This window comes from Salinibacterium sp. AL4.1, from assembly GCF_059767305.1.
In genome coordinates, this window is the sequence record NZ_JBSOQK010000001.1 from 1746129 (window position 1) to 1770083 (window position 23955).

General features: G+C 63.3%; 24 protein-coding genes. 14 read left to right on the top strand and 10 right to left on the bottom strand.

Annotation, left to right across the window (positions count from 1 at the left end):
• Nucleotides 1–17: 17 nt before the first annotated feature.
• From ACWTV3_RS08475 to ACWTV3_RS08520, 10 genes are all read left to right on the top strand, one after another.
• Nucleotides 18–782 (top strand): SDR family oxidoreductase, encoded by a 765-nt coding sequence (locus ACWTV3_RS08475; protein ID WP_498477747.1) that lies wholly within the window; start codon nt 18–20, stop codon nt 780–782.
• Complete coding sequence (locus tag ACWTV3_RS08480) at nt 779–2563, top strand: heparinase II/III domain-containing protein (RefSeq protein WP_498477748.1); 1785 nt, start codon at nt 779–781, stop codon at nt 2561–2563. The genes ACWTV3_RS08475 and ACWTV3_RS08480 overlap by 4 nt, the downstream gene beginning before the upstream one ends.
• A complete protein-coding gene (locus ACWTV3_RS08485; RefSeq protein WP_498477749.1) occupies nt 2560–4590 on the top strand; it encodes a DUF4962 domain-containing protein in 2031 nt (676 codons plus the stop codon). The genes ACWTV3_RS08480 and ACWTV3_RS08485 overlap by 4 nt, the downstream gene beginning before the upstream one ends.
• The gene (locus tag ACWTV3_RS08490) at nt 4587–5240 is read left to right on the top strand and encodes a DUF624 domain-containing protein (protein WP_498477750.1); all 654 of its coding nucleotides are present in this window, start codon (nt 4587–4589) and stop codon (nt 5238–5240) included. Before ACWTV3_RS08485 ends, ACWTV3_RS08490 begins: the two co-directional genes overlap by 4 nt.
• A 3-nt stretch (nt 5241–5243) precedes the next feature.
• On the top strand, nt 5244–6455 hold the full coding sequence (locus ACWTV3_RS08495; protein ID WP_498477751.1) for an MFS transporter: 1212 nt from the start codon (nt 5244–5246) through the stop codon (nt 6453–6455).
• Between the two features lie 5 nt (nt 6456–6460).
• A complete protein-coding gene (locus ACWTV3_RS08500) occupies nt 6461–6970 on the top strand; it encodes a DoxX family protein (RefSeq protein WP_498477752.1) in 510 nt (169 codons plus the stop codon).
• A 63-nt stretch (nt 6971–7033) separates the two neighbouring features.
• Entirely contained in the window at nt 7034–8092 is a 1059-nt protein-coding gene (locus tag ACWTV3_RS08505) for a type III polyketide synthase (protein ID WP_498477753.1), read from the top strand.
• A 67-nt stretch (nt 8093–8159) separates the two neighbouring features.
• A complete protein-coding gene (locus ACWTV3_RS08510; protein ID WP_498477754.1) occupies nt 8160–8690 on the top strand; it encodes an isoprenylcysteine carboxyl methyltransferase family protein in 531 nt (176 codons plus the stop codon).
• A complete protein-coding gene (locus ACWTV3_RS08515; RefSeq protein ID WP_498477755.1) occupies nt 8687–9823 on the top strand; it encodes an NAD(P)/FAD-dependent oxidoreductase in 1137 nt (378 codons plus the stop codon). The genes ACWTV3_RS08510 and ACWTV3_RS08515 overlap by 4 nt, the downstream gene beginning before the upstream one ends.
• A 230-nt stretch (nt 9824–10053) precedes the next feature.
• Entirely contained in the window at nt 10054–10374 is a 321-nt protein-coding gene (locus ACWTV3_RS08520) for a hypothetical protein (protein WP_498477756.1), read from the top strand.
• A gap of 54 nt (nt 10375–10428) precedes the next feature.
• On the opposite strand, the gene ACWTV3_RS08525 is transcribed toward ACWTV3_RS08520, so the two are convergent.
• From ACWTV3_RS08525 to ACWTV3_RS08535, 3 genes are read right to left on the bottom strand one after another with little or no spacing between them, the layout of a single operon-like run.
• Nucleotides 10429–11091: an HAD hydrolase-like protein gene (locus ACWTV3_RS08525; protein WP_498477757.1), complete on the bottom strand. Its 663-nt coding sequence runs from the start codon at nt 11089–11091 to the stop codon at nt 10429–10431.
• A 50-nt stretch (nt 11092–11141) separates the two neighbouring features.
• Complete coding sequence (nucS, locus tag ACWTV3_RS08530) at nt 11142–11837, bottom strand: endonuclease NucS (protein WP_197156429.1); 696 nt, start codon at nt 11835–11837, stop codon at nt 11142–11144.
• 4 nt (nt 11838–11841) lie between these two features.
• Nucleotides 11842–12813, bottom strand: coding sequence for an alpha/beta fold hydrolase (locus tag ACWTV3_RS08535; protein ID WP_498477758.1), 972 nt, complete (start codon nt 12811–12813; stop codon nt 11842–11844).
• Between the two features lie 115 nt (nt 12814–12928).
• Between ACWTV3_RS08535 and ACWTV3_RS08540 the strand changes: the two genes are divergently transcribed.
• Nucleotides 12929–13405, top strand: a complete 477-nt coding sequence (locus ACWTV3_RS08540) for a hypothetical protein (protein WP_498477759.1) — start codon at nt 12929–12931, stop codon at nt 13403–13405.
• A 368-nt stretch (nt 13406–13773) separates the two neighbouring features.
• On the opposite strand, the gene ACWTV3_RS08545 is transcribed toward ACWTV3_RS08540, so the two are convergent.
• On the bottom strand, nt 13774–15195 hold the full coding sequence (locus tag ACWTV3_RS08545; RefSeq protein WP_498477760.1) for an MFS transporter: 1422 nt from the start codon (nt 15193–15195) through the stop codon (nt 13774–13776).
• 75 nt (nt 15196–15270) lie between these two features.
• Here ACWTV3_RS08545 and ACWTV3_RS08550 point away from each other — a divergent pair, with 75 nt between their 5' ends.
• Both ACWTV3_RS08550 and ACWTV3_RS08555 read left to right on the top strand, forming a co-directional pair.
• Nucleotides 15271–17238, top strand: a complete 1968-nt coding sequence (locus ACWTV3_RS08550) for a M13 family metallopeptidase (protein ID WP_498477761.1) — start codon at nt 15271–15273, stop codon at nt 17236–17238.
• Nucleotides 17232–18146, top strand: a complete 915-nt coding sequence (locus ACWTV3_RS08555) for a serine hydrolase (protein ID WP_498477762.1) — start codon at nt 17232–17234, stop codon at nt 18144–18146. Before ACWTV3_RS08550 ends, ACWTV3_RS08555 begins: the two co-directional genes overlap by 7 nt.
• Before the next feature lie 47 nt (nt 18147–18193).
• Here ACWTV3_RS08555 and ACWTV3_RS08560 read toward each other — a convergent pair whose 3' ends face one another.
• The 6 genes from ACWTV3_RS08560 to ACWTV3_RS08585 all read right to left on the bottom strand — a co-directional run bounded on the left by ACWTV3_RS08560 (nt 18194) and on the right by ACWTV3_RS08585 (nt 22878).
• On the bottom strand, nt 18194–19183 hold the full coding sequence (locus ACWTV3_RS08560) for a DUF2510 domain-containing protein (RefSeq protein ID WP_498477763.1): 990 nt from the start codon (nt 19181–19183) through the stop codon (nt 18194–18196).
• A gap of 66 nt (nt 19184–19249) precedes the next feature.
• Entirely contained in the window at nt 19250–19609 is a 360-nt protein-coding gene (locus ACWTV3_RS08565; protein WP_498477764.1) for a hypothetical protein, read from the bottom strand.
• Between the two features lie 52 nt (nt 19610–19661).
• Nucleotides 19662–20081, bottom strand: a complete 420-nt coding sequence (locus ACWTV3_RS08570) for a roadblock/LC7 domain-containing protein (RefSeq protein WP_498477765.1) — start codon at nt 20079–20081, stop codon at nt 19662–19664.
• Nucleotides 20081–20644, bottom strand: a complete 564-nt coding sequence (locus tag ACWTV3_RS08575) for a GTP-binding protein (RefSeq protein WP_498477766.1) — start codon at nt 20642–20644, stop codon at nt 20081–20083. Before ACWTV3_RS08575 ends, ACWTV3_RS08570 begins: the two co-directional genes overlap by 1 nt.
• Before the next feature lie 279 nt (nt 20645–20923).
• Nucleotides 20924–21604: a GNAT family N-acetyltransferase gene (locus ACWTV3_RS08580; RefSeq protein ID WP_498477767.1), complete on the bottom strand. Its 681-nt coding sequence runs from the start codon at nt 21602–21604 to the stop codon at nt 20924–20926.
• A gap of 38 nt (nt 21605–21642) precedes the next feature.
• Nucleotides 21643–22878, bottom strand: a complete 1236-nt coding sequence (locus ACWTV3_RS08585; protein WP_498477768.1) for a glutamyl-tRNA reductase — start codon at nt 22876–22878, stop codon at nt 21643–21645.
• Between the two features lie 17 nt (nt 22879–22895).
• On the opposite strand from ACWTV3_RS08585, the gene hemE reads away from it, so the two are divergent.
• Nucleotides 22896–23954 carry a uroporphyrinogen decarboxylase gene (gene hemE, locus ACWTV3_RS08590; protein WP_498477769.1) on the top strand — a complete coding sequence of 353 codons (1059 nt, stop codon included), beginning with the start codon at nt 22896–22898 and terminating at the stop codon, nt 23952–23954.
• Nucleotide 23955: the final 1 nt, after the last annotated feature.

Genomic DNA, 23955 nt, shown 5'->3' on the forward strand with positions numbered 1-23955 from the left:
AGGCACGGTAGATAGACATGAGCATTGACCTCACCGGACGACGCGCACTCGTTACAGGCGCAGGAGCAGGAATCGGCGCGGCCATCGCGAAAGCACTGGCGGCGGCGGGCGCTGACGTTGTGGTGCACTACGCCCACAGTGAAGCGGGCGCCACCGCGGTAAAGGAAGATATCGAAGCGGGCGGCCAGCGCTCGCTCGCCGTTCAGGCTGACCTCACCGATTCAGCGCAGGCGACCACTTTGGTGGATGCCGCCGTTGAATTTCTCGGTGGCCTCGACATCCTCGTCAACAACGCCGGCCACTTGGTGGGCCGCGCGACCATCCCCGAGACCACGGATGAGCGCTGGAACGAGATTATGGATGTGAACGTCGCCAGCACCTTCTTCACCACCCGGCAGGCGCTTCCCGCGCTCGCCGAGTCGGAGCACGGACGCATCATCACGATGGCATCGCTTGCCGCCGAAAACGGTGGCGGTGCCGGATCGGTTGTCTACGCTACCTCGAAGGCTGCGGTTGTCGGCTTCACACGGGCACTTGCCAAAGAGATCGCCGGCAAGAAGATCACGGTCAACGCTGTTGCTCCCGGCTTCATCGGCGAGACGGCCTTCCACGAGACCTTTACGCCGGGCGAAGCTCAGAAGAACATCGTCGCGGGCATCCCGCTCGGTCGGGCGGGCACCGCGGGAGACGTCGCCGACGTCGCCCTGTTCTTGGCATCCGACCTCTCGTCGTATGTCACGGGCCAGGTTGTCGATATCAATGGAGGCCTCAACTTCCGATGAGTTCTGTTCCGCAGCAGCCGGGTGGGTGGTGGCATGACTATGTCTGCCCCACGCATGGCATCGAGTTGGGCGCCCGCGACTGCGACGAGTTTCTGTGCGACCACGGCTGTCGTCTCTCAGGCGACAAGGTCGAGGCCGCGTGGCTCGCGCTTGAACATCAAGCGCTCGCTCGTGCCGCCCGGGTTGCTGCGCGACGGTATGCGTTGCACGGCGAGGCGGCCGATCGAGAACGGGCCGTCGAGCTCGTTCTCGACTACTCCGCTCTCTATGTGCAGATCTCGGCCGGCGGCTGGAGCGACAAGAGCGAATCCTGGATGCTGCAGGGCAAGCTTTTTGCTCAAGCGCTCTCTGAGGCGCAGTGGGCTGTCGGGTTCGCGGATGCCATCATCACGCTGGGGCCGCTTCCCGAACTCCAGGAATCGAGCGACCTCAGTCGCACCCTCGACGGCTTGGCCGCGACACTAGCCGAGTCGCGCCGCATCCTCGTGGAGGATCGTGACGATCAGCGCAGCAACTACACCGCCTGGCTGGATGCCGCAGCCCGGTTGGTAGCACTGGCCTCGCACACGCTGGGCGGGCCTTCGGTCGCACCGCACTTTGCGGCGGCGGTCTTCGACCATATGCAGCTCGCGGTACGTTCCGACGGGTGGGAGTGGGAGGCATCCACTTACTATCACGTGTTCGTTTTACGGGCCTATCTTTTGGGGCTGCGCGGAATCGAGCTCGCGGAACTGCCGGCCGACGTCGTCGACACTCTGCGTCGCATGGTCGACGTGCTGGTCTCGATCGCGGCGCCCGACGGTTTCTTGCCGGCCCTGCACGACGGTCCGTACGACCGGGTCGCGATGCACCGCGAAGTGCTCGAAATTTGCACGCTGGGAGCACAACTCTTCAGCGATACCGGCCTGACGACTGTGCAGTCGTGGGTCATTGAAAGGCTTGGTGCTGACCACGATGGTCTCGAGTGGATGCTCGATGGCTGGTTTGTGGGCGCACCGCTTGACCGCGCACCGGTGGTGGTCGGTTCGCGAGCATTCGAGGATGCCGGGTATGTCGTGTTGCGTGATTCACGCAATCGCATGGTCGGCATCCTCGATGCTGGACCTCATGGGGGAGCCCACGGTCACTTCGACAAGCTCGCTCTCTATCTGTACGGCGATGGCCCGAAGTGGCAGCCGGCTCCGGCCGTGCCGCCGTATGGGCACGCGCTCCGTCACTCGTACTACGCGCGCACGATCGCGCATCCGACCGTTCGCGTTGACGGCGCTGACCAGGTCGAAGCCACCGCTGACATCACCGCGTGGGATGCTGCGACCTCTCGCGTGACGGCCGTCACCACGACCGCGATCGAGGGTGTGCGCCTGAGCCGCACCGTGCAGCTCGCCGACGGACTGCTCGTGGATGTCGTGCACGTCGTTTGCGATGACGGCGAACCCCACGAGATCTCGCTTGGCCTTCGTCCCGCCGTCAACTTCAGCGTGACGGTTGACGGCGACTCGTGGCGTTCGGGCTGGGGCGATGCGCTGACCGGCTGGCATCGCGCATCCCGCGACGCCACGCTTGAACTGGCCGCGGGCCGCGGACCATCGGATGACCCCAGTCGTCTGCAGCATGTTGGCGACTGGTCGATGACCGCCAACGCCGCAACTTTCGTGAGCGTGTACTCCTTCGACCCCGAGCTCAGCCTCGACACTGTCGAAGCCGACTTCTCTGACACCGCAGTGCGGATTACCGTTCCCACTGCCGCCCCCGACTCATCACTAATAGAGGTAGGACTGTGACCAATATCGCCGAGACCACAACCCCCAGATCATCGACCGCAGCGTCACTCTCGTCGGCAACGGGCCGCGCGATGCTCATCGGCGACCGCGAGCAGCAGCTGCGCAGCGAACTTGACGGCAGCAGGAGCGCGCAGTTCCGGCGGCTGCTTGAGGAGTGTGAGCGCGCGAAGGGGATGGAACTTCCGCAGGAACACCCACTGGCATCCATCACCTATTTCGGGCCGGGTTCGGCGAACCTCGCGCTCGCGTACCGCTTGACCGGTCAAGAGGCGTATCTCGAAGAGTTGCGTCGCTGGTTGGCGCCGCCGCTGTCGTTCCCGCACTGGGGCAAGGCGAATCTGCCCGACCACGATCTCGATGCCGGCTGGATTCTGCACGGGCTGTCGCTCGCGTATTCCTGGGCGGGTGACGCGCTGCGCCCCGAAGAGAAGCAGGCCCTCGAAGACAAGCTTTTGCTTCAGGGCCAGCGCATGTACGAGTTCGCGGTTGAGAAAGAGGGCGGATGGTGGTCGTCGTCGTACTGGCAGAACCACAACTGGATTTGCTACGCGGGCCTCGCGACCGCCGGCTATGCCCTGCAAGAGAAGTACCCCGAAGCGAAGGCCTGGACGGAGCGCGCGAAGGACAACTTCGGCAAGGTTCTCGACTCGCTTCCCGACGACGGTTCCAACAACGAGGGTATTGTCTATTGGCGCTACGGGGTGCCGTGGATCGCGAGCTACCTTGACGTGCTGCGCGACCAAGAAGGCATCGACTGGTTCAACCGCGGCACCTACTTGAAGGAGACCTTCTGGTACCGCCTCTACCAAGCGGCTCCCGATCTGGAACGCATCGTTGACCACGGTGACTGCCACGACCGCCGCAGCGGGCATCCGCTCGCCCTCTATTACAAGCTCGCCGCCGAGTACCGCATCCCGCAGGCCCAGTGGTTGGCCAACAAGGTATCGACCGAGTTCTACTGGCGCGAAGCGTACGAGAGCGGAGTGCGGCCCGGCGTTCGCCCCGAGGCGTATCAAGAGCTTCTCTGGTTCGACCCCACAGTTGAGCCGGCCGGCCCGGAAACCCTCCCGCCGAGCAAGTACTTCGAAGACCTCGGGCTCGTCGTCGGGCGCAGCTCGTGGGATGAACAGGCGAGCCTCGTCTCGTTCAAAGCATCACCCGGTGGCGGCCACAAAGCGTGGAACCAATCGCATCGCCAGCGTGAAGAGAACGGCTGGGTCACGCTGAACGCGGGACACCACCACCCCGACTCGGGCAGCTTCGTGTTCTTAGGTCAGGGCTCGTACTTGGCAATCGACGAGGGTTACTCGTCGCGCAAGCTCACCGAACACCACAACTCGATCCTCATTGACGGCAACGGCTTCGTGAATGAAGACCGGTACCACGTGTTCGAAGAGCTGGCCGAGGAGTTCACGGCCGAGATTCTGACGACAACGATCAAGGATGGCTGGACGCACGCAGTGAGCGAGTCTTCCGCGATGTACGACCGCGACCTTGGCGTCACGCGGGTTCGCCGTCACCTCGTGCTCACGCCCGGCGGAACCCTCGTGATCGCTGACGACCTCGCCGCCGACCAGCCCCGCACCTGGACGTGGCTGCTGCAAACCGACAACGCACCCGTTGCCCTTGGCGATAAGCGCTGGCGAGCGGATGCCGGTCACGGTGTCATGCCGATCGCTGCGCTCGACGACAATGCCGCCAGTGAGATTGTCGAGACCTTCGTGCATGCCAACCCCACGTCATCCACGCCGAGTTTGGCGATCAGCAAGAAGCAGCACACGCTCAAGCGCGTGAGCGAACCGACCACGAGCGCACGCTTTGTGACGGTGCTCGAGTCGCGTCGCTGGGATGACACTGCCCCGGCGGCCATCCGCTACGACGTCGCAGCGGGCGGGGTGCGTGTGGAGATCGAGCGCAATGGAGTGACCGAAACCGTATCGTTGGGCTTTGACGGCGACGCTCCCACGCTGGGCGCAACGGCCGTCGTGGGCGATGGATTCCAGGGGAGCACGAGCACGCACCGATGAGACAACGACCGCAGCGACCGCAGGGCACGAGACGGTCTCCCCGCTGGGAGACCACTCTGCTCGGTGCGCTCGCGTATCCGGGAAACATCTTCCTGGGGTCGCTGGCGGTTCTTATTCTTTCGCTCGGCATCGTTACGGTGCTGCCGGCCGCGATTGCGTACGCCCGCGCGTGTGCCGACTGGAACGTCACGAACAACGATAAGGTGTTTACGAATACGTTCCGCGAGTTCCGCCAGACGTGGCGACGCACGCTGGGGCTCGGGGTCATCGCGACCGTCGTGTTCGCAATCTTGGTGGCCGACGGCATCTTCCTCGCGGCACAGCTGACGAGCTCGGGCGATCCGCTCGCGCTCATGTTCGCCGCCGCCGTGATGCCGATCGCTGCCGCCGTGGGAGTATTCGCCGTCGCGCTGACGGCCGCCACGACGATCCTTCCCGAGGCGGATGCCCGCACCTGGGCACGTGAGGGATTCGTGTTGATGCTGCAGCATCCGCGTCACTCGCTGCTCGTGTTGCTCACGCTGACGGTGGTGATCGTGGCGTCGATTCTGCTGCCGAGCTTGGCGCCGTTCGTGATCATCGCGGTGCCGGTGTACGTGGGAGTGCGAGCCTGGGGCCCGCGCCCGCCCGCGAACGACGAGCAGGACTAGGCAGTGGCGAAGCGCCCACCGGTCTCGTTCGCGCTGAAGGTTCTCTACAGCGACACCTTCATCATGGCGGTCGGGTTCTACATGCTGGTGCCCCTGCTGGCGTACTACTTTCTGCAAGATCTGACCCTTACGATCGCGGTGGTTGCGGCCCTGACGGCGCTGCGAACGGCCGCCCAAAACGGCATGATGCCGATCGCCGGGTGGGTGGCCGACCGCATCAACTTTCGCCGCGCCATCCTGATCGGCGTGCTGATTCGCGCCTCGGGATTCGCCATGCTCGGCACGGTGGAGTCGGTGCCGCTGCTCGTAGTGGCCTCGATTCTCACGGGGCTCGGCGGCGCGCTCTTTCACCCCGCCAGCTATTCGGCGTATGCCGCGCTCACGACCGGCAGCGACCGCATCCGCGTGTATTCGACGCGCGAGGTCGTCAGCAATGTCGGCTTCATCGTCGGCCCGATCATCGGTGGTTTCTTAGCGGGGGCCGACTTTGCTTTCGTGAGTTTGTCGGCGGCCGGGATGTTCGTGATCGCGTTCATCATCAGCGCGTTCGGTTTGCCCGGGCCGGGGGAGGATGACAAGGCGCGCACTCCGCCGCGCTTACGAGTTGCCTTCGCCGACCTCGCGTTCGTGCGGTACTGTGCTCTCGTCGCGGGCACCGCGGTACTGATTGCTCAGTTCTATCTTGTGATCCCGTTTCGGGCCGCCGAGTTCACCTCGGGACCGTCCGATCTCGGTTTCATCTACTCGGGCGCCGCGATCGTGATGGTGCTCACAATGCTGCCGCTCACGGGTGCCGCCAATCGTTTTCTGCCCGACCGCGTCACCCTCGCCGGCGCGACAACATGTCTGGGTGTCGGCGTTGGCATCATGGGCCTCTCCACAAATCTGCTCGGGATGCTCGTGGGCGTTGCCGTGTTCATCGTCGGCCAAATGCTTGCGCAGCCGGTGCTCAATGCCACCGTTTCTCGCTTTGCCCCCGAAGGCGCCGTCGCCAGCTACTTCGGAGTGCAGGGTCTCGCCAACGCGATCGGTGGCGCTGCCGGAAGCGGCTCGGCCGGTGTGATCTACGCGCTCGCCGATTCGGGCGAACCCGGGGCATCCTGGGTCTGGCTGACCTACCCGGTATGGGCGATTATCGTCGCCGTGATGTTCGTGGTTTTCGGGCCGCGGCAGGCGTCAGGCTCGGCAGACTCTAAGCCGAGCCCACCAAGATAGGGCAGATGGAGCAGACACCACCCCGCGAGCAGATCGACGTCGCATCAGTGAGAGGTTCAACCGCGCCCGGCGAACTCTCCCGAGCCAGCCGTATTGGCCGCCGCATCGGACGCATTGCGCTCGGCGCCTCACTCGTGTTCGCCGGCATCAGCCACCTCACCTTCGCGCGCGAAGACTTTCAAGCGCAGGTGCCGAATTGGCAACCGTTCGACCAAGACTTTGTGGTCGTGGCATCCGGCGTCGTCGAGATCGCTCTCGGTAGTGCTCTGGTTTTCTCCAAGAAGTACCGCCCGGCGGTCGGCTGGATCGCGGCCGCCTTCTTCATTGCGATCTATCCCGGAAACGTCTCCCAACTCGTGAACCAGGTCGATTCCCTCGGTATGGACTCCGACCTCAAACGCTGGATTCGGATGCCGTTCCAACCCGTGCTGATTCTTTGGGCCCTGTGGTCTACCGGGGCGTGGCGCGCGTGGCGTGCCGCTCGCCGCACGGGAGGGCTCGGCCTCACTGCGTGATACTTTCCCTACAGAAGCAAGGTTGAGGTACCGGCGAAGTTGTTGAATGAGCGGAGTCTCTGAATGAGCAGAGTGGCAGCAGTCGCCCCGGTGGTGCCCGAGCACAGCTACACGCAGGCCGAAATCACAGCAGAGCTTGGCCCGCTTCTCTCCGGCTCTCCCTCGCATCAGGCGGTCATCAAGCGGATGCACGGAGCCAGCGGCATCGAGCGTCGTCACACTGCCCTCCCGCTGGAGCGCTACCGCGAACTCGGCAGTTTTCGCGAAACCAACGACGAGTTCATCCGCGTCTCGACCGACCTTCTCGAGCGTGCACTGACCGCGGCGCTCGCCGATGCCGGCCTCGCCCCGAGCGATGTCGACTTCGTCTTCTTCACCTCCGTCACCGGCATCTCGGCGCCGTCGATCGACGCGCTGCTGATCCCGCGGCTGGGGCTGCGCCCCGACGTGAAACGGGTTCCCTCGTTTGGCTTGGGCTGCTTGGCGGGGGCCGCGGGCTTGGCCCGCGTGCATGACTATTTGGTCGGGCATCCGGATGAGGTCGGCGTGCTGCTGAGCGTCGAACTCTGCTCGCTGACCCTGCAGCGCGATGACCACAGCATGGCCAACTTCGTCGCCACTGGCCTCTTCGGCGACGGGGCCGCCGCTGTCGTGATGGTGGGGGAGAACCGCAGTGAGGTCGGCCCACGCATCATTGACACGCGCAGCACGTTCATTGCCGACAGCCACGATGTGATCGGCTGGAATGTGGGCGGAACCGGCTTCGAAATTGTGCTGACGGCGGGCGTCGCTGACGTCATTCAGAACAGCTTCCCGGGCGAGGTCAGCGAGTTTCTGGGCCGCAACGGCCTGACGCTTGCCGACATCGATACGTGGATCGCGCATCCGGGTGGCCCGCGCGTGCTCGAAGCGTTCGAGAGTTCGCTCGGGCTTGAGCGCAGCGACCTGCAGTCGAGTTGGGATTGCCTCGCTCGCGTCGGCAACCTGTCGTCGGCAGCGGTGCTGCTTGTGCTGGCGGATGCGCTGCACGCCGATCCCGCGCCAGCCCCCGGTAGTCACGCTCTCGCCTTCGCTCTCGGACCAGGAGTGAGCGCCGAATTCGTTCTGTTGGAGTGGTCGTGATGGCCGCCGCTGCCGGAGTTCGCGCCGGTCGTAGCGGCCGAGTGATGAGCATGAAGGAGCCCCGCGCATGACCGTGATTGCCTACATCGCGCTTGTACTCGGCACCGGCATGGAGCGCCTCTACGAGCTGCGCATCTCGAAGCGCAACGCTGCGGCGGCCTTCGAGCGCGGCGGTCGCGAGTATGGGCAGAAGCATTTTCCGTGGATGGTGGCTCTGCATACGGGCCTACTGATCGCCTGCGTTGTCGAAGTGATCGCCGGCGATCGCCCCTTCCTGCTGTGGCTCGGAATCCCGATGCTCGTCATCACCCTGCTGTGCCAAGCGGCGCGCTACTGGATCATCAACTCGCTCGGCGCCCAGTGGAACACGCGCGTGATCGTCGTGCCCGGAGCCGGCCGTGTGCAGAACCGCGGGCCGTACAAGCTGACGTGGTTGCCGCATCCCAACTACCTGGTTGTCGCGATCGAGGGCATCGCGTTGCCGCTCGTGCACACCGCGTGGGTCACCGCGATCGTCTTCACCGTGCTGAATGCGGTGCTGCTGTTGGCGTTCCGCATCCCGACCGAAAACCGGGCCCTGCGCGAACTGACGCCATGAGTGGCGTGGGGGCGGGTGCGGACAACGTGGGCGCTGGTGGTGCAAGCGGGGCGAGCTCGAACGCATTGCCAGTCGTCGACGTCATCGTCGTCGGTGGCGGGCCGATTGGTCTCGCCGCAGCCATCAATGCGCGGATGCACGGCCTCACCGCTCTCGTGATCGAACCCCGCACCGGCACCATCGACAAAGCCTGCGGCGAAGGAGTCATGCCCGGCGCCGTCACCGAACTCGCTGCCCTCGGGGTTCACCCGCGCGGGCGCAGGATCGCGGGCATCAGCTATCAGGACGGCACCCGCACCGCCGAACATCGCTTCGCTTCGGATGCCGCGCTCGGCGTCCGTCGCACCGAACTGCACCGGGCGCTCAGCGACCGGGCGCTAGAGCTCGGTGTCGCGTTCGACCGCGGCAAGGTCGAGGCGATCGAGCAAGGCGACGACGGCGAGAAGCGCGGCGCGGTATCCGCGCACCTCGCTGACGGTCGCACCATCGAGGGGCGGTGGATGCTCGGCTGCGATGGCCTGCACTCCACGGTGCGCGAGCTGGTTGGCCTGGCCGCGCGCCCTCGCCGCGTGAGGCGACGTGATTCTCGGCGGTTCGGCATCCGGCAGCACTTTGAGATTGCTCCGTGGACTGATCTCGTGGAGGTGCATTGGGCTCCGACCGCGGAGCTGTATGTCACGCCGGTGAGCGACACCGAGGTGGGTGTTGCCGTGTTGGGCCCGCGGGGAACATCGTTCGAGGAGGCGTTGGCGAGTGTGCCGGCGCTCGCCGAACGACTTCGCGGGGCGACTCCTGCGTCGAGCGTGCGGGGGGCTGGCCCGCTCTTGCAGAACACGACCGGGCAACGTGCGGGCCGAGTGTTGCTCGTGGGTGATGCTGCTGGCTACGTCGATGCGATCACGGGGGAGGGTATCCGCTTAGGGCTCGCGGAGGCGCGCGCCGCCATCGAGTGCATCGTCGCCGGCAAACCTGAACGGTACGAACGCGAATGGCGTCGAGTGACCCGCGATTTTCGGATGCTCACTACCGGGCTTGTGGCGGCTGCGAACTCACCGCTGCGCCGAGCCATCGTGCCGTTCGCCGCGCGACTGCCCGGCATTTACGGTCGCGTGGTGGAGAGCCTCGCCCGGTAGCAGCAGAGGCAACGGGCGAGCATCCGGCGCATCAATCTGACATTTTCTCTGCAAAACTGCTGGGATGCATTGACGGCTTTCAGGCCGCGCCGTACGTTGAGACAACCGACGTTTCCACGGCCGAGGAAGAGCAAACGATGTCAACGATGCGCGCACCACACCGGATCTCTATCGTGGTCCTCGCGTCAGTCGTCGCGATACTCGCTGGCTGCGCCGCCGAGGATCCCAAGGTGGTCACACACCCGGTCGTGCCACCAGCCGAAGCGGCACAGCTTGCCGCAGAGCAGGCCGACCGCGCGCGCGACAGATTGCTCGAGCTGTATCCCGACATCGAAGTGCCAGAGACGTCGCTCGTGCGCTATGTCACGCCCGAAGAACTGCCGACTGCACGGGCCGACTGCCTCAACGCTGAAGGGTTCGATGTAACGGTCGACGACAGCGGCGGCATGGGCTGGGTGGTGAACGAAGACTTTGACCAAGAGAAGTTTTACGCCGTGCAGTACGTCTGCGAAATCAAGTACCCGCTCGACCCCAAGTTCGGAGAATGGTAGCGCGCACATCCGGCTTGCCCGCACTCGCACCCGCCGAAACGGCCTGATTGCGCGCTAGCTAGGAAGCAGCAGCGGCAGCAACTCTTCTGCCTTCGACACCACCGCGAGCGATCCCTCGGCTTCGCCGGGGTTGCCGTAGCCCCAGTCAACATAAATCGTGGGGATGTTGTGCTCGGCCGCGCCCTCGATGTCGTAGAAGCGGTCACCGATCATGACCGGATTGCTCACGTCGGCACCGATCATCTTCAGGCGGTTGAGCGCCTCGGCCACGACATCCTTCTTGGCGCTACGGATCTCATCAATCGAAGCACCGGCCATCACGCGGAAGTACTGCGTGAGGTTCGCGTGATCCAGAATCACGGATGCCGGAAACTCCGGCTTCGAGGTCGCCAGCGACAGCGGAATCCCGGTCGCGTGCAGCGTCTTCAGCACCTCGGGCATGCCGGGGAAGATGTCGCTTCCGTTGGCGTTGTTGCCCTCCATGTAGTGGCGGCGGTAAATCGAGAGCGCCTGCGCTGCTTCAACGGGAGTGAACCCGGCGCGGTCGCGGAACGAGTCAACGATGGGCGGGCCAACGTAGGCGCGCAGTTCTTCAGCGGAGGGAACGGGGTGGCCCATTTCCTCAAACATGAACGCGAGAGACGCCGTAATTCCGGGCGCTGAGTCAGCGATCGTGCCGTCAAGGTCAACGAGAATGCAAGTCCAATTAGTAGCCATCGCTACCAGCCTAGGCCGTGTGCCTGAACACTAGAACAACCGCCGGAAGACTAGAACAACCGCATGTTGGGGTCGTCGAGGCCGCGCATCTCGTCGTAATCCAACAGCACACAGCGGATGCCGCGATCCTTCGCGAGCGTGCGTGCCTGCGGCTTGATTTCCTGGGCTGCAAAGATGCCGGTGACCGGAGCCAGCAGCGGGTCGCGGTTCATCAGCTCGAGGTAGCGCGTCAGCTGCTCCACGCCATCGATATCGCCGCGGCGCTTGAGCTCCACGGCGACGCTCGCGCCCTTCTCATCGGTCGCGAGAATATCGACCGGCCCGATGGCGGTCATGTATTCGCGGCGAACGAGGCGGTAGCCGTCACCCAGAATGTCGATGTGCTCGGCCAGCAGCTTCTGCAGGTGAGCCTCGACACCGTCCTTTTGCAGTCCGGGGTCGACGCCTAGTTCGTGGCTTGAGTCGTGCAGGATTTCGTGAATCGAGACGATGAGCATGTCGGCCGACTTAGTGTGGGCGACTTTCCAGATCTCGGTGACTCCGGCATCCGACTGCTCGGCTTCGGGTTCAAGAGTGGAGAGCACGCAGGGCGGGCTCATCCAGTTGAGCGGCTTGTACGAGAGCGCATCGGAGTGCACGAGCACACTGCCGTCAGCCTTCAGCAACAGCAGTCGCGTCGCGAGGGGCAGATGGGCACTGAGGCGTCCGGCGTAATCAACGGAGCATTTGGCTATGACAAGTCGCACCGTCCTACGGTAGCTGACCGGAGGCGGGATCATCAGCCGATGAGATCAGCTTCGAGAGAGCGGCGGCGGCGCACTCCATCTCGCGGGGCCCACCATGCCCTTCGTCTTCGACAACGATAAGTTCACTGCTCGGCCAGCTGTGGTGAAGGCGCCAAGGGGTGCTGACGGGCCCGCTGATGTCGTGGCGACCGTGAATCAGAGTCGCAGGAATCCCCGCGAGCTCTGAGATGCGATCGTGGATTCGCGAGGCGCCGCCGAGAAAACAGTCGTTCGCCCAATAGTGAGTCACGAGGGTGGCGAAGTTTTCCCGGTCACGATCGTTGTCGAACAGCGGGCCGGGCGCCCAATGAGGATCCAGCGATATGTGGGTGCTCTCCCAGGTTTCCCACGCGTGAGCCGCGTGAGCTCGAACCTGCGGATCCTCGTCTCGCAAAAGCCGCGCATAGGCAGCGACTGGGCGCTCTCCCTCGCGTGCTGCTGAACTGAACTGCGCCCACGCCTCAGGGAAGATCGTGCCAACGCCGTCGGTGATCCACTCGATTTCTTCGCGCGAGCCGGTGGTGACAGCGACGAGCACCAGACCGAGCACTCTGTCCGGATGCTCGAGCGCGTACGCCATCGCTAACGTGCAGCCCCACGAGACCCCGTGCAGAACCCATGTAGCTACACCGAGGTGCTCGCGCAAGGCTTCGAGGTCGGCGATGAGCGCTTGAGTGGTGTTGATATCGAGCGAATCGAGTTCGTCGATGGCGAGCGGGGTACTCTGCCCGCAGCCACGCTGATCGAGCCCGATGATTCGATACGCTGTGGGGTCGAAGCGTCGCCGGTAGCCTCCGGGGCCGAGCCCGCTGCCGGGGCCACCGTGGAGGTAGAGCGCTGCCTGCCCGCGTGGGTTGCCGGATTCCTCCCAAAACAAGCGCGCTCCATCGGGGCGGCTCAGCCAGCCGTGCGAATGGGGTGCGATGGGTTCGAACACGCCTCTAGCCTAAGAGCGCAGCCGTGAGCATTAGTGACTTATTTTTGCAGTCGGCATTACTGAGAATTCGAGCCGTAGAGTTGCCAATTCAGAACGTGTTCGGAATAATGGAGTTATGTCAATCGCCACACCGCGGCCTGCGGTTACCTCTCAAGTGCAGTCGTCGGAGCTGTCGCGCAACTCTGCCGAGGTTTTTCGTGCTGCGGAGAGCGGCCCCGTCTTGGTGACGCGGCGTGACGCTGAGCCGTTGGTGCTTACTTCCAAAGCGGCGGCAGACGAAACCGATCAGGTCTTATCCGCAGCTGCTTCGCTTATTGGGGTAGCAGTCATGGTCGATCCAGAAGTTTTTGCTCAACGACTAACCGACGCTTTCCCATGGGCAGCGGCGCTTTCAGAGAACGAGCGTGCACTTTTTGCGGACGAGCTTGTTGCGTCGGCGCGGGCGTGCTTCTCGCTCAAACAACACAACCTTTTCCTCGGCACGCTGAACGGCTGGCGTGGCACTGCCGAGGCCTACGCGGCTGGGCTGCGAAACACGACCAACGACTGGCTCGATGTCGCGGCTGAAGTCGCCGACCCGCGCGCGACTTGAGCCCTAAGAATCAATCGGTGCCGCGACCGATCAAGAGAGCTGAGTACGGGATCGTTTTTGCGACTGCTTCCGCCGAAAAGGGCTGGCGTGACGTTCGTGCGACCCAACTCAATACGGTTGTCGATGCGTGGGATCGTCTCACGCGCGATCCGCAGAGAATCGATGGCACGTGCCATCCGCTCAAGGGCGATCTAGCGGTAGTGGTGCGTGCAGGTAGAAGCCACGACCAATGGCAGTACGAACTCAAAAATGGCGCGCGCATTTGGTTTTATGTTGAGGACAAAACTGTGAACCTAGTCGCTGTTCACACGGCGCATCCGAATCAAACGAAGTAGGCACCCGAGAATCATCGAGGGAGCCGCCCGGTGCTACTTCCCGCCGGGGCGCTTGCGCTTGAACCGGCCCAGACCTCGACGTTCGTTCTCGCGCTGCGCCTCTTCGATCTGCTCGGGCGTGATGACGAAGTGCATTTCGGTCGTGGCCATAGTGACGGCAGCGGATGTCGGACCCGGCGACGAGAAGTCGACGTACGGGTACGCGTGGCGACCTGCCAGTTCGCGGGCGTAGGGCGATAGCAGCCCCGAGATGATCGCAAGAACCACGATCAGCAGCAGAGCGTGCAGTACGCCGACCTGGTCACTGAGAACGCCGATCATCGGCGGTCCGATCAGCGTCGAGGCGTAGGCAATGGTTGCCACGGCGGTGACCCTGGCAGTGGCGCGCTTGGGGTCATCCGCAGCGGCGGAGATGCCCACGGGGAAACCGAGCGCGGCACCCGCACCCCAGAGCGCGGTGCCGATTACGGCGAGCCAGACAGCCGGCGAGAAGATGACGAGCAACAAACCTGCAGCGGCAAGGCCAGCGGATGTCCGCAGCACGGGAACGCGACCGAAGCGGTCGAGGGCGCGAACGCCAAAGAAGCGAGTTGCCGTCATTGCCGTCACGAAGACGCCGAAGATCAGAGTGCCGAAGGCGTTGGAGATTTCGTAACCGTCGACCATGGCGAGAGCGAGCCAGTCGATCGCGGAGCCTTCAGCGAAGGCCATGCCGAGCACAATGATGCCGATGAGGATGGTGCGGGGCTCGAGCCAGACGCTCTTCAGCTTCGGGGCTTCCATTTCCCCAGCAGCGACCTTGATTTCGACGGTATTGAGCGGCGGGTCAGCGAGCCGTTCGGGCAGGATGAACGCAGATACGATCAGCGCGGTGATCAGCACGATCGCGGAGACGATCACGAGGTGAGTGGCGAGGGGAACGCTTAGTGCCTCCGCCGCAGCACCAAAGCCGGCGCCCGCCATCGTTCCGAGACTGTAGAAGCCGTGCAAGGTCGGCATGCTCGAACGGCCGAGCAGGCGCTCGTTTGCCGTACCCGACAGGTTGATCGCGACGTCGTAAGTGCTGAATGCGAGGCCAAATACGGCGAGCGAAATCACCGCCCCAAAGAAGCTGCCAATCACACCAATGATGATTGCGGTGGCGGCAAGGGATGCCACGAACAGCACGACGCAGGCCCGCACAACAATCTTGGCGCCTAACCGTTCGACGAGCTTGCCTGCAACGACGAGCCCGAGCAACGATCCGATCGCGAGCCCAAAAAGCAGGATGCCAATCTCCGAATGGCTGGCATCGAAAGCATCTCGCACCGTCGGGATGCGGCCCACCCAACTGGCAAACGAAAAGCCAGCGAGCGCGAACAGCGTCGCGATCGCATTGCGCCACGAAAGCACGTTGCGGCTGGTGAGGCCGTGGGGAAGAGATGGTGGTGTGGCGGCCGAGTCAGGGGCTGTCATCAGTTAAGTGTAGGGCTATCCACCGGTCTGAGATTCGCGGCTCGTGCATAGGAAGAACGCTCTAGGCTGGATGGCATGAGTGCCGAATCGTCATTGTCATCCGGAATTGCCGTCAACGATCTTGATGAAAAGGTGCGCCCTCAAGACGACCTTTTTCGCCATGTGAACGGCGCGTGGATCGACCGCACCGAGATCCCTTCCGACAAGGCGCGCTATGGCTCCTTCATGGTGCTCGCTGAAGAGGCTGAAGAGGCGGTTCGCGACATTATTATTGAGTCGCAGTCGGCTGAGTCCGGCACCGAAGCCCGCAAGGTCGGTGACCTGTACGCGAGTTTTCTCGACGAAGCTCGGGCTGATGAACTCGGTGCCACACCCATAGCGGCGCCGCTCGCGGAGGCCGCTGCCGTCGACTCCATCCCCACCCTGCTCAGCACGCTCGGTCGCCTCGAACGCGGCGGCACGAGCGGCTTCTTCCAGCTTTTCGTTGACAACGATCCCGGCAACCCGGAGCGCTATCTCGTCTTCCTCGAGCAGGGGGGCCTTGGCCTTCCCGATGAGTCGTACTACCGCGACGAGAAGTTCGCCGAAATTCTCTCCAAGTACGAAACCTTCATTGAGCGGATGCTCACGCTCGCCGGCCTCGACGCTCCCGCCGAGCGGGCCGCCCGCATCGTCGCGCTCGAGACCGAGATCGCGTCGAAGCACTGGGATAACGTCGCCAACCGCGACAGCGAAAAGACCTACAACCCGATGACGTGGCAGGCTGCTAACGAGCTCACGGGTTCCATTGACTTGAACGTCTGGCTCGACGCCATCGATGTTCCAGCCCACGCTTTCGACGAGGTCGTTGTGCGCCAGCCCAGCTTCGTGGAGGGGCTTGAGGCGATCTTGAGCGACGACCACCTGCAGGCCTGGAGTGACTGGCTGGCGTGGCAGGTCATCCGCAACAACGCTGCGTACCTGTCGGGGGATTTCGTAGAAGCTAACTTCGATTTCTATGGCCGCACACTTTCGGGAACTCCCGAACTTCGTGCTCGCTGGAAGCGCGGTGTCTCGCTCGTAGAGGGCGTGCTCGGCGAGGCCGTCGGCAAGATTTACGTTGAGCGCCACTTCCCGCCTACCGCCAAGTCGGCCATGGACATTCTTGTCGCCAACCTGGTCGAGGCCTACCGCCAGTCGATTAACGGTCTCGACTGGATGACGCCCACCACGCAGCAGCGTGCGCTTGAGAAGCTCGACAAGTTCACCCCCAAGATCGGGTTCCCCGACAAGTGGCGCGACTACTCAACACTGGAGATCAGCGCGGATGACCTCGCCGGCAACGTGCGGGCCGCTAACGAGTTCGAGTTCCAGCGCGAACTCGGCAAGATTGGCAAAGAGCTCGACCGCGACGAGTGGTTCATGACGCCGCAAACCATCAACGCCTATTACAACCCCGGTTTCAATGAGATCGTCTTCCCGGCCGCCATCCTGCAGTACCCGTTCTTTGATGAGGGTCGGGATGACGCTGCTAACTACGCCGCTATCGGTGCGGTTATCGGTCACGAAATCGGGCACGGCTTCGATGATCAGGGCGCGAAGTACGACGGCGACGGTCGACTCATCGACTGGTGGACTCCCGAAGACAAGGCCGCTTTCGAAGAGCGCACCAAGTCGCTTATTGACCAGTACAACGCTCTGGCGCCTGCTCAGGTTCCCGATCACCACGTCAACGGATCGCTGACGATTGGCGAGAACATCGGTGACCTCGGTGGGCTCGCGATTGCGTGGAAGGCCTACCAACTCTCCCTCAACGGCGCCGAAGCCCCCGTCATTGACGGTCTCACCGGCGCGCAGCGCTTCTTCATGTCGTGGGCGCAGGCCTGGCAGCAGAAGGGGCGCGACGAAGAAGTCATCCGTCTCCTCGCGATCGACCCACATTCGCCCAATGAGTTCCGATGTAACCAAATTGTTCGCAATCTTGATGCGTTCTATGAGACATTTGGTGTGACGAAATCCGATTCGTTGTGGCTGGACCCGAAAGATCGCGTCACTATTTGGTAGAGATCGAGCAAACCCGAGAACGCCGGAGTCGCATTCGCACCCCCCGAGTTGCGAAACACGCCGGAACTGGAGAAGAACCCAACTTCACCAGCACCTTTGCCGCGCTTGGAAAACTGCGGCTCGCTGATCGCAGCATTCGCGTGTCTGCCAGCGCCGTCGACATCAACAGCGGTCGCACCGTGCTCAGCATCGACGATCGCGTCGCGCTACCCACGGCCAGCATCGGCAAGATTCTGCTGCTGATCGAAGTTTCTGCCCGCTTCGAAGACAGCGACTTTGCGCCCTACGGCATCCTCGACAAGGTCCCTGGAGCATCCGTGGGCGCCGCCGGCCTGTGGCAACACTTGCAGGCACCATCGCTGCCCGTCGCCGACCTTGCTGCCCTGGTAGGGGCAACAAGCGACAACTTGGCAACGAACATCCTGCTTCGCCTGATCGGGCTGGATGCTGTGCGAGCTCGTACCGAATCCCTCGGCCTGACCAAAACGGCACTGCTTGACCTCGTGCGTGATACCCGCGGTCCCGACGATGCCCCGCAACTTTCCGTCGGATCTGCGGTGGAACTCAGTTGGTTGTTCGGTGCCCTAGCGCGCGGCGAAATTGTGAACGCGATCGCGAGTCAGCGCGTACTCGGCTGGCTCTCGCTCAACACCGACCTGTCGTTGGTCTCGAGCGCGTTTGGGCTTGATCCACTCGCTCACCGCGGTGCCGACCACAACACGCTGCTGGTGAACAAAACCGGCATCGACCGAGGCGTGCGAGCGGAAGCCGGAGCGCTACGCGGCAACCGGCGCGCTGTCGCTTATGCGGCATCCATTCAGTTCGATGACAAGAGCATGCACTCGCGGCTGCAAGTGATCGAAGCTCTGCGCACCTTCGGACTCGATCTCATGGAGTACGTGCACTAAGCGCGCTATTGCGACGCGGCGCGACGTACGCGGCGCGACACTTGTGGTTAGCGGCTGAAGCGAGTTTTCAAACGAGAGAAAATGCTCTCTTTTGCAGGCTGGGTGGCCATTGGCTGGCGAGCATCGTCGGCAATGGTGTCGACGGTGTGAGTCAACAGGCCCATCAGCTCGAACGTGGAGATGAGTCGGCGAGCATCGTCGACCTCGACCTTGGCGAGAGACGCCAATTCGGTGACGGTCAAGAAGGCGGCGCCGAGCATTGCCGTCATGCCCATTTGCTCGGTCGTGTGGTTCAGCGTCGTCAGGTTGGGCCAGCGGCGCAGCTTGAAGCGAGCGCCTGAAAGGCTCAGCGGATCGAAGGAATCGGGCTGGGCGTGAGTACCAATAAGCCAGACGAGGGGCTCCCAGTCGCGGCCCGCCTCATCCTGATGAATTCCGAGCGGGCGTGGGACAGTTTCGACGTCGCCGTCGGTGGATGCCGTGGCGAGGTTCTCGATAGAGTCTGCCCACCAATACGCGCAACCGCGCGGGTCGATGACCAGCGTGGGTGCATCGGAGAAGCGCAGTTCAACGAGAGGCTCAGTGGGCGAGTTCACCGCGTCGGTGATGGCGCGGTTGAGTTTGTTCCAGGTCTCCGCGGTCAGGGCGATGTCAGAGAATCCCGAATTGCGAGGTTCCTCGGCGGCGGCCGCCGCGGCTGCAGCTTTGATGCTGGCCCGGGTGGGCTCCTCGATAACGGTGCCGCTGTCATCCGAGGCACCGGTGCGTGTTGCCTGTGACGCGGTGGAGGTCGCTCCATTGGAGCGCCCGCTGCGCTTGCTCGACGACGGGTGAATGATCATGACTTCGGGCGCGCGCGCGGTTGACGCGGCATCGAAGGAATTGGTTGTGCCATTCACTGACGAGGTGGGTGGCTGGGGTGAGCTATCGAGTTGGGCGATGTGCTCAGTCCAGGAGTTCGCATCCCACCAACGGAGGTGCTCGCCACCCAGAGGGTCGCGGTACCACCCTGCGGGAACGTCGGTGCCGTCGGTCATAGTGAATCTTTCTGGGCGGTTAACCCACTGTGGCGGTCAACATGTGACCGCCACAGCTGAAGTTATTTAGAGGCTCAAGCTCGAGTCTGCAGACTTGGCGTTGATGCGAGCAAGGGCGAGGTTCGACTTCGCCTTGTCGAGTACGAAGTAGATGAAGACCTCAGGGTTCGAGGTCAGCGGGCGAATGATGTGGTACTGGCTCGACAGCGTGATGAGGATGTCATCGATGGAGTCGCTGAGGCCCAGTGCCTTCATGGTCTTGAGCTTGGCGCGCACTACCTCGGTGTTGCCGGCTGCTGCTGCGTCGAGGTCGATGCCGCTTCCAGCGCTTCCGAGGAGCATGCCCGAGCCACTGTCGACAACGGCGGCTGCCATGGCGCCATCGGTGTCGAGAAGAGCGGTGAGGGTTTCGGTGATGTTTGACATTGTGTTCTCCGTTTATGGTGTCGGGTTTGGTGTTACTTCTAGCGGTGCGTGGTTACGCGATGAGCTCGGCCATGCGTCGCGCGGCGATGCGCGCGATCGAGAGGCCTTTGCCCAAAGTTTCGTGGGTGTCGAACAGAGCTGCGAGAACGATGGGGTGACCCTGTACGCGCAGTTGGATGACGTGGCCGAGCTCAGACGCGATGATCACGTATTCGTTCGTGCCGATTTTCAGTTCGTGGGCGACAGCGTCGCTGAGGGCTTGCACCGAGCTGGACATGCTAGCGAAACGACCGCCGTCGGTGTGGGCGCCGTTGAGGTGCACAATTTCGAAGCCGTCGTCGGTGAGCATTGCTGCAAAGGTGAGCGAGCTCGCGAGGTCTTGCATTTCGGCGAGGGTGCGGTTGCCGGCGTCGATGTGCACAGGGTTGAGGTGCGAAGGGACGGCGGCAGCGGGTGCGATGGGCTGGTTCATCAGATCTTTCCTGGGGCGGCGGCGAGGAGTTCACGCATTTCGACGCTGGCAACCAGACTCAAGAGCAGCGTGCGCATCTCTTCAGCGTTGCGGGGGTCGACGGTGAACACGGGAATCAGTTGTTCGGGAACAGCAGCCGTGAGCGCGGCCGAATACTCGGCGACTGTCGGTGTGGAGGCAACATCAGACTTGGTGACGCCGATGATCACGGCACCGCGTTCGTGAAGCTCACGGAAGTCGCTGAGGTACTCAATGAGCAGGTTGACGGAGTCGGGCGCATCATTGTTGATCAGCAGCAGTAGACCACGTGCGCGGCCAGCCAAAATTGACCACATGAAGTCGAAGCGTTTCTGCCCCGGAACTCCGTAGAGACGCACCTTCGTGACATCGTCGAGCGTGATCTCGCCGTAGTCGAGAGCCACGGTAGTGGTCTCTTTATCTGCGGTGGCGCGATCAGTGTTGGTAGCCTCGGTGGACACCACGTCGATCTCGCTCAGACTGCGAATTGCGGTCGTCTTGCCGGAGCCCATCGGGCCGGCGAACAAAACGACATGCTCAGACATAGATCCACTTCGGTTGGTTGGAGTGCAGAGAAGTGCCAGAAACGAGGCACTGAGACAGCGGCGGTACGGGTCGGGTTGTACCGCGCTGTATTTAGACTCTTTGGCCTTGCAGGCATTGGCGAGTCCCCACTCGGGGGGACATGTTGACAAGACCCCCGGAAAACTGCACCAGAACGTTCTGTCTGTCCCCGTAAGTGGGTGTAAGTTTTTCTCGCAAAATGCGACGTTTTCAGGCATCTTTGCGGAGAGCTGAGAGGCTCCGCGCCATGCTGTTTCTGTTTAGCGGCGCGGGAGAGAAGCCCATTCGCGAGCCAGAATTCCGTAGCTGTAGGTGTCTTCCCAGGCGCCGCGGAACCACAGATCCTCGACGAAGTGAGCCTCTCGTCGCATGCCCAAGGCTTCGCACAACCGAATGGAGTCGCCGTTGCGCGGGTCGAGGAGCGCGGTCACCCGGTGCAGCTCCATCTCGCCGAAAGCAACATCGAGGAGTGCGGATGCTGCCTCCCGGGCATAGCCCGTGCCCTGAAAATTCGGATGCAGCGCCCAGCCGATTTCCGCGGTCGATTGTTCGGCGTTGGTGAGCTTGAAATACAGCGTGCCGATCATCACGTTGCGGCGTGCCGCGGGCGGTGTGGTCGCGGCTCCGGGGGAGGCGGTGGCGGAAGTGGTGCTGGTGTCTGTGGTGGCTGTACCATCCACCGCGGTCGGGGGAACGGCATCCGGCAAATCGATGGCCAGCTGCAGGTAGTCGTCGGTGGCAGAGAGAACTTCGTTGCCCGTCCACTCGCGAATCTTCTCGATGACCGTCGCGCGGTCGCGGGGGTCGTACAGCATGTAGGTCGTGAGCTCGGTGTTCGACTGCTGCGCGTGCAGGTCATCGATGTCGTTATCGCTCAGAGTAAGGCGACGCAGCACGAGACGTTCGGTGACGATCGGAGCGAGTGAGTCATACGGTTTCATCGGAGACCCTCGTCGTTGTGGGTAGTGATGGCAGGCAGTTAGGCCGAGTGTGGTCGAGCGCGAGCATCCGTCGACTGAGCCGACCTCTCTACCGGGATGTTGTAGAGCGCGGAGAGCGCAGCATCGAACTCTGCGACGCGGCCTTCCGCCGCAAACTCGCGAGCACGCACTGACGGGCCGTGCAGCAGAACGCCGCCGAGGTGGCGCAGCGCGGAGATGGTTTCGTCGCCAGCTCCGCGGGCGGTGGCGCGAGCGATCTCCGCTTCAAGGAGGGCGAAGTGGTGCTTGCGAAGAGCAACGATGGCTGGCTCCGCCTGGCTTTCGGCAGCGAATTCGTGGGCGGCCGTGCGCACCAGGTCGCGAGCATCCGCATGCGCGTTCAGTTCTTCGAGTGGCGCGTGCAGGCTGATGGTTTCGAGGTCGAGCAGGTCAACGCCGTTGAGCTGACCCACGGCGGGGTCGACGTTGCGGGGGAGGCCGAGGTCGAGCACGAGGCACTTGCTGGCGGCTGCGAATCGTTCGGTGCCGAGAACGGCGCTCGCGGTACACGTGACGATGACGTCAACGTCGAAGTCTTCGCTGGGGGTAAGCCCGTGCTTGAGAGCGAACGCGGCGTCGCGGCCCGAGGGGGAGAAGACGCGCAGGTCGAGAGCGCCCTTGTCGCGCAGCGCGTTGACGGTGGTGACGGCGTAGCGGCCGGTGCCCACGACAAGAACGCTCGCGGTCGACCAGTCGGCAACGCGGCTGGAGGCCAGTTCGAGAGCGAGGCGCACAAGAGACTTGCCTGCCCCGCCGATGGCCGTGTTGTTCTTGATGCCGCGGCTCGTGTGCGTTGCGCGCTGAAAGAGGCGCTCGAGGTCGCGGGTCGTGGTGCCATCCTTGCGGGCCTGATCCAGAGCACGGCTGACTTGACCAGAGATTTCGGCCTCACCGATCACGACGGACTCAAGACCCGAGGTCACCGCAAAGAGGTGAGCTGCGGCATCCGCACCCTCATGAACGGCGATAGAGGAGTGGAGAGTGTCGACGCTGAGGCCGGTGCGTTCACTGAGCGACTCGAGAAGCGAGCACACGGTGATGGCCGACCCAGCAGTGAGGGGTTCTTCAACATCGAGGTAGGCCTCGAAGCGGTTGCAGGTGGCAACGAGAACGGCGCCGGCAACGAAGTCATTCGTCGAAACGAGGTCGTTGGTGGCCGCAGCGGCGACCTCAGACAGACTTTCGAGTACGTCTAAGCTCGCGTTGCGATGATTCGAGCTAAGACACAGGAGCACAACCTAATGTTAACCCCGTGACCCTGAATACTGACCACCCTCTTCTCGACGGCCGCACAGCTAACTCGCCTATCATCCGGGCCTACCGCGGTGATCGCCCCGAAACCACTCCCGTCTGGTTCATGCGCCAGGCCGGTCGCTCGCTTCCCGAGTACCGCAAACTGCGCGAAGGCAACGAGATGCTCGAAGCGTGCCTCACGCCCGACCTCGCGAGCGAGATCACGATGCAGCCCGTGCGTCGCCACAACGTCGACGCCGCCATCTTCTTTAGCGACATCGTGATTCCGGCCAAGCTCGCCGGAGTTGAGGTCGAGATCGTTCCTGGCCGCGGCCCGGTCTTTGCGAACCCCGTGCGCACAGCGGCGGATGTCGCCAAGCTGCACCCCATCGACCCTGCGGCATTTGCGCCCATCCGCGAGGCTGTCGCACAAACCGTTGCTCAGTTGGGCACGACTCCGCTCATTGGTTTCGCTGGAGCACCCTTCACTCTCGCGTCGTACATGGTCGAGGGTGGCCCGAGTAAAGACCAGCAGCGTGCTCGCACGCTCATGTACTCCGACCCGCAGACCTGGGCCACGCTGCTCAACTGGTGCGCCGACATCGCGGGGGAATTCTTGAAGGCACAGATCGAAGCGGGCGCCTCGGCCGCTCAGCTCTTCGACTCGTGGGTCGGTTCGCTCTCAGAGCAGCAGTACGTGCGCCGGGTTGCCCCGCACTCTAAGCGCGCGCTTTCACACTTGCGCGGCTACGACGTACCCAAGGTTCACTTCGGTGTCGGGAGCGGCGAAGTGCTGCAGGCCATGCACTCGATCGGCGCCGACGTCATGGGCGTCGACTGGCGTATCCCGCTCGACGAGGCCGACCGTCGCCTCGGCGGCGGCGTTCCGCTTCAGGGCAACATCGACCCCGCTCTTCTTGGTGCCCCGTGGCATGTGCTCGAAGCACACGTGCGCGACGTCATGAGCCGCGGCCGCGTCGCTCCCTCGCACGTCGTGAACCTCGGCCACGGAGTGGGCCCCGACACCGATCCGGACGTGCTCACCAAGATCGTGGAGCTCGTTCACCAGGAAGGTTAGT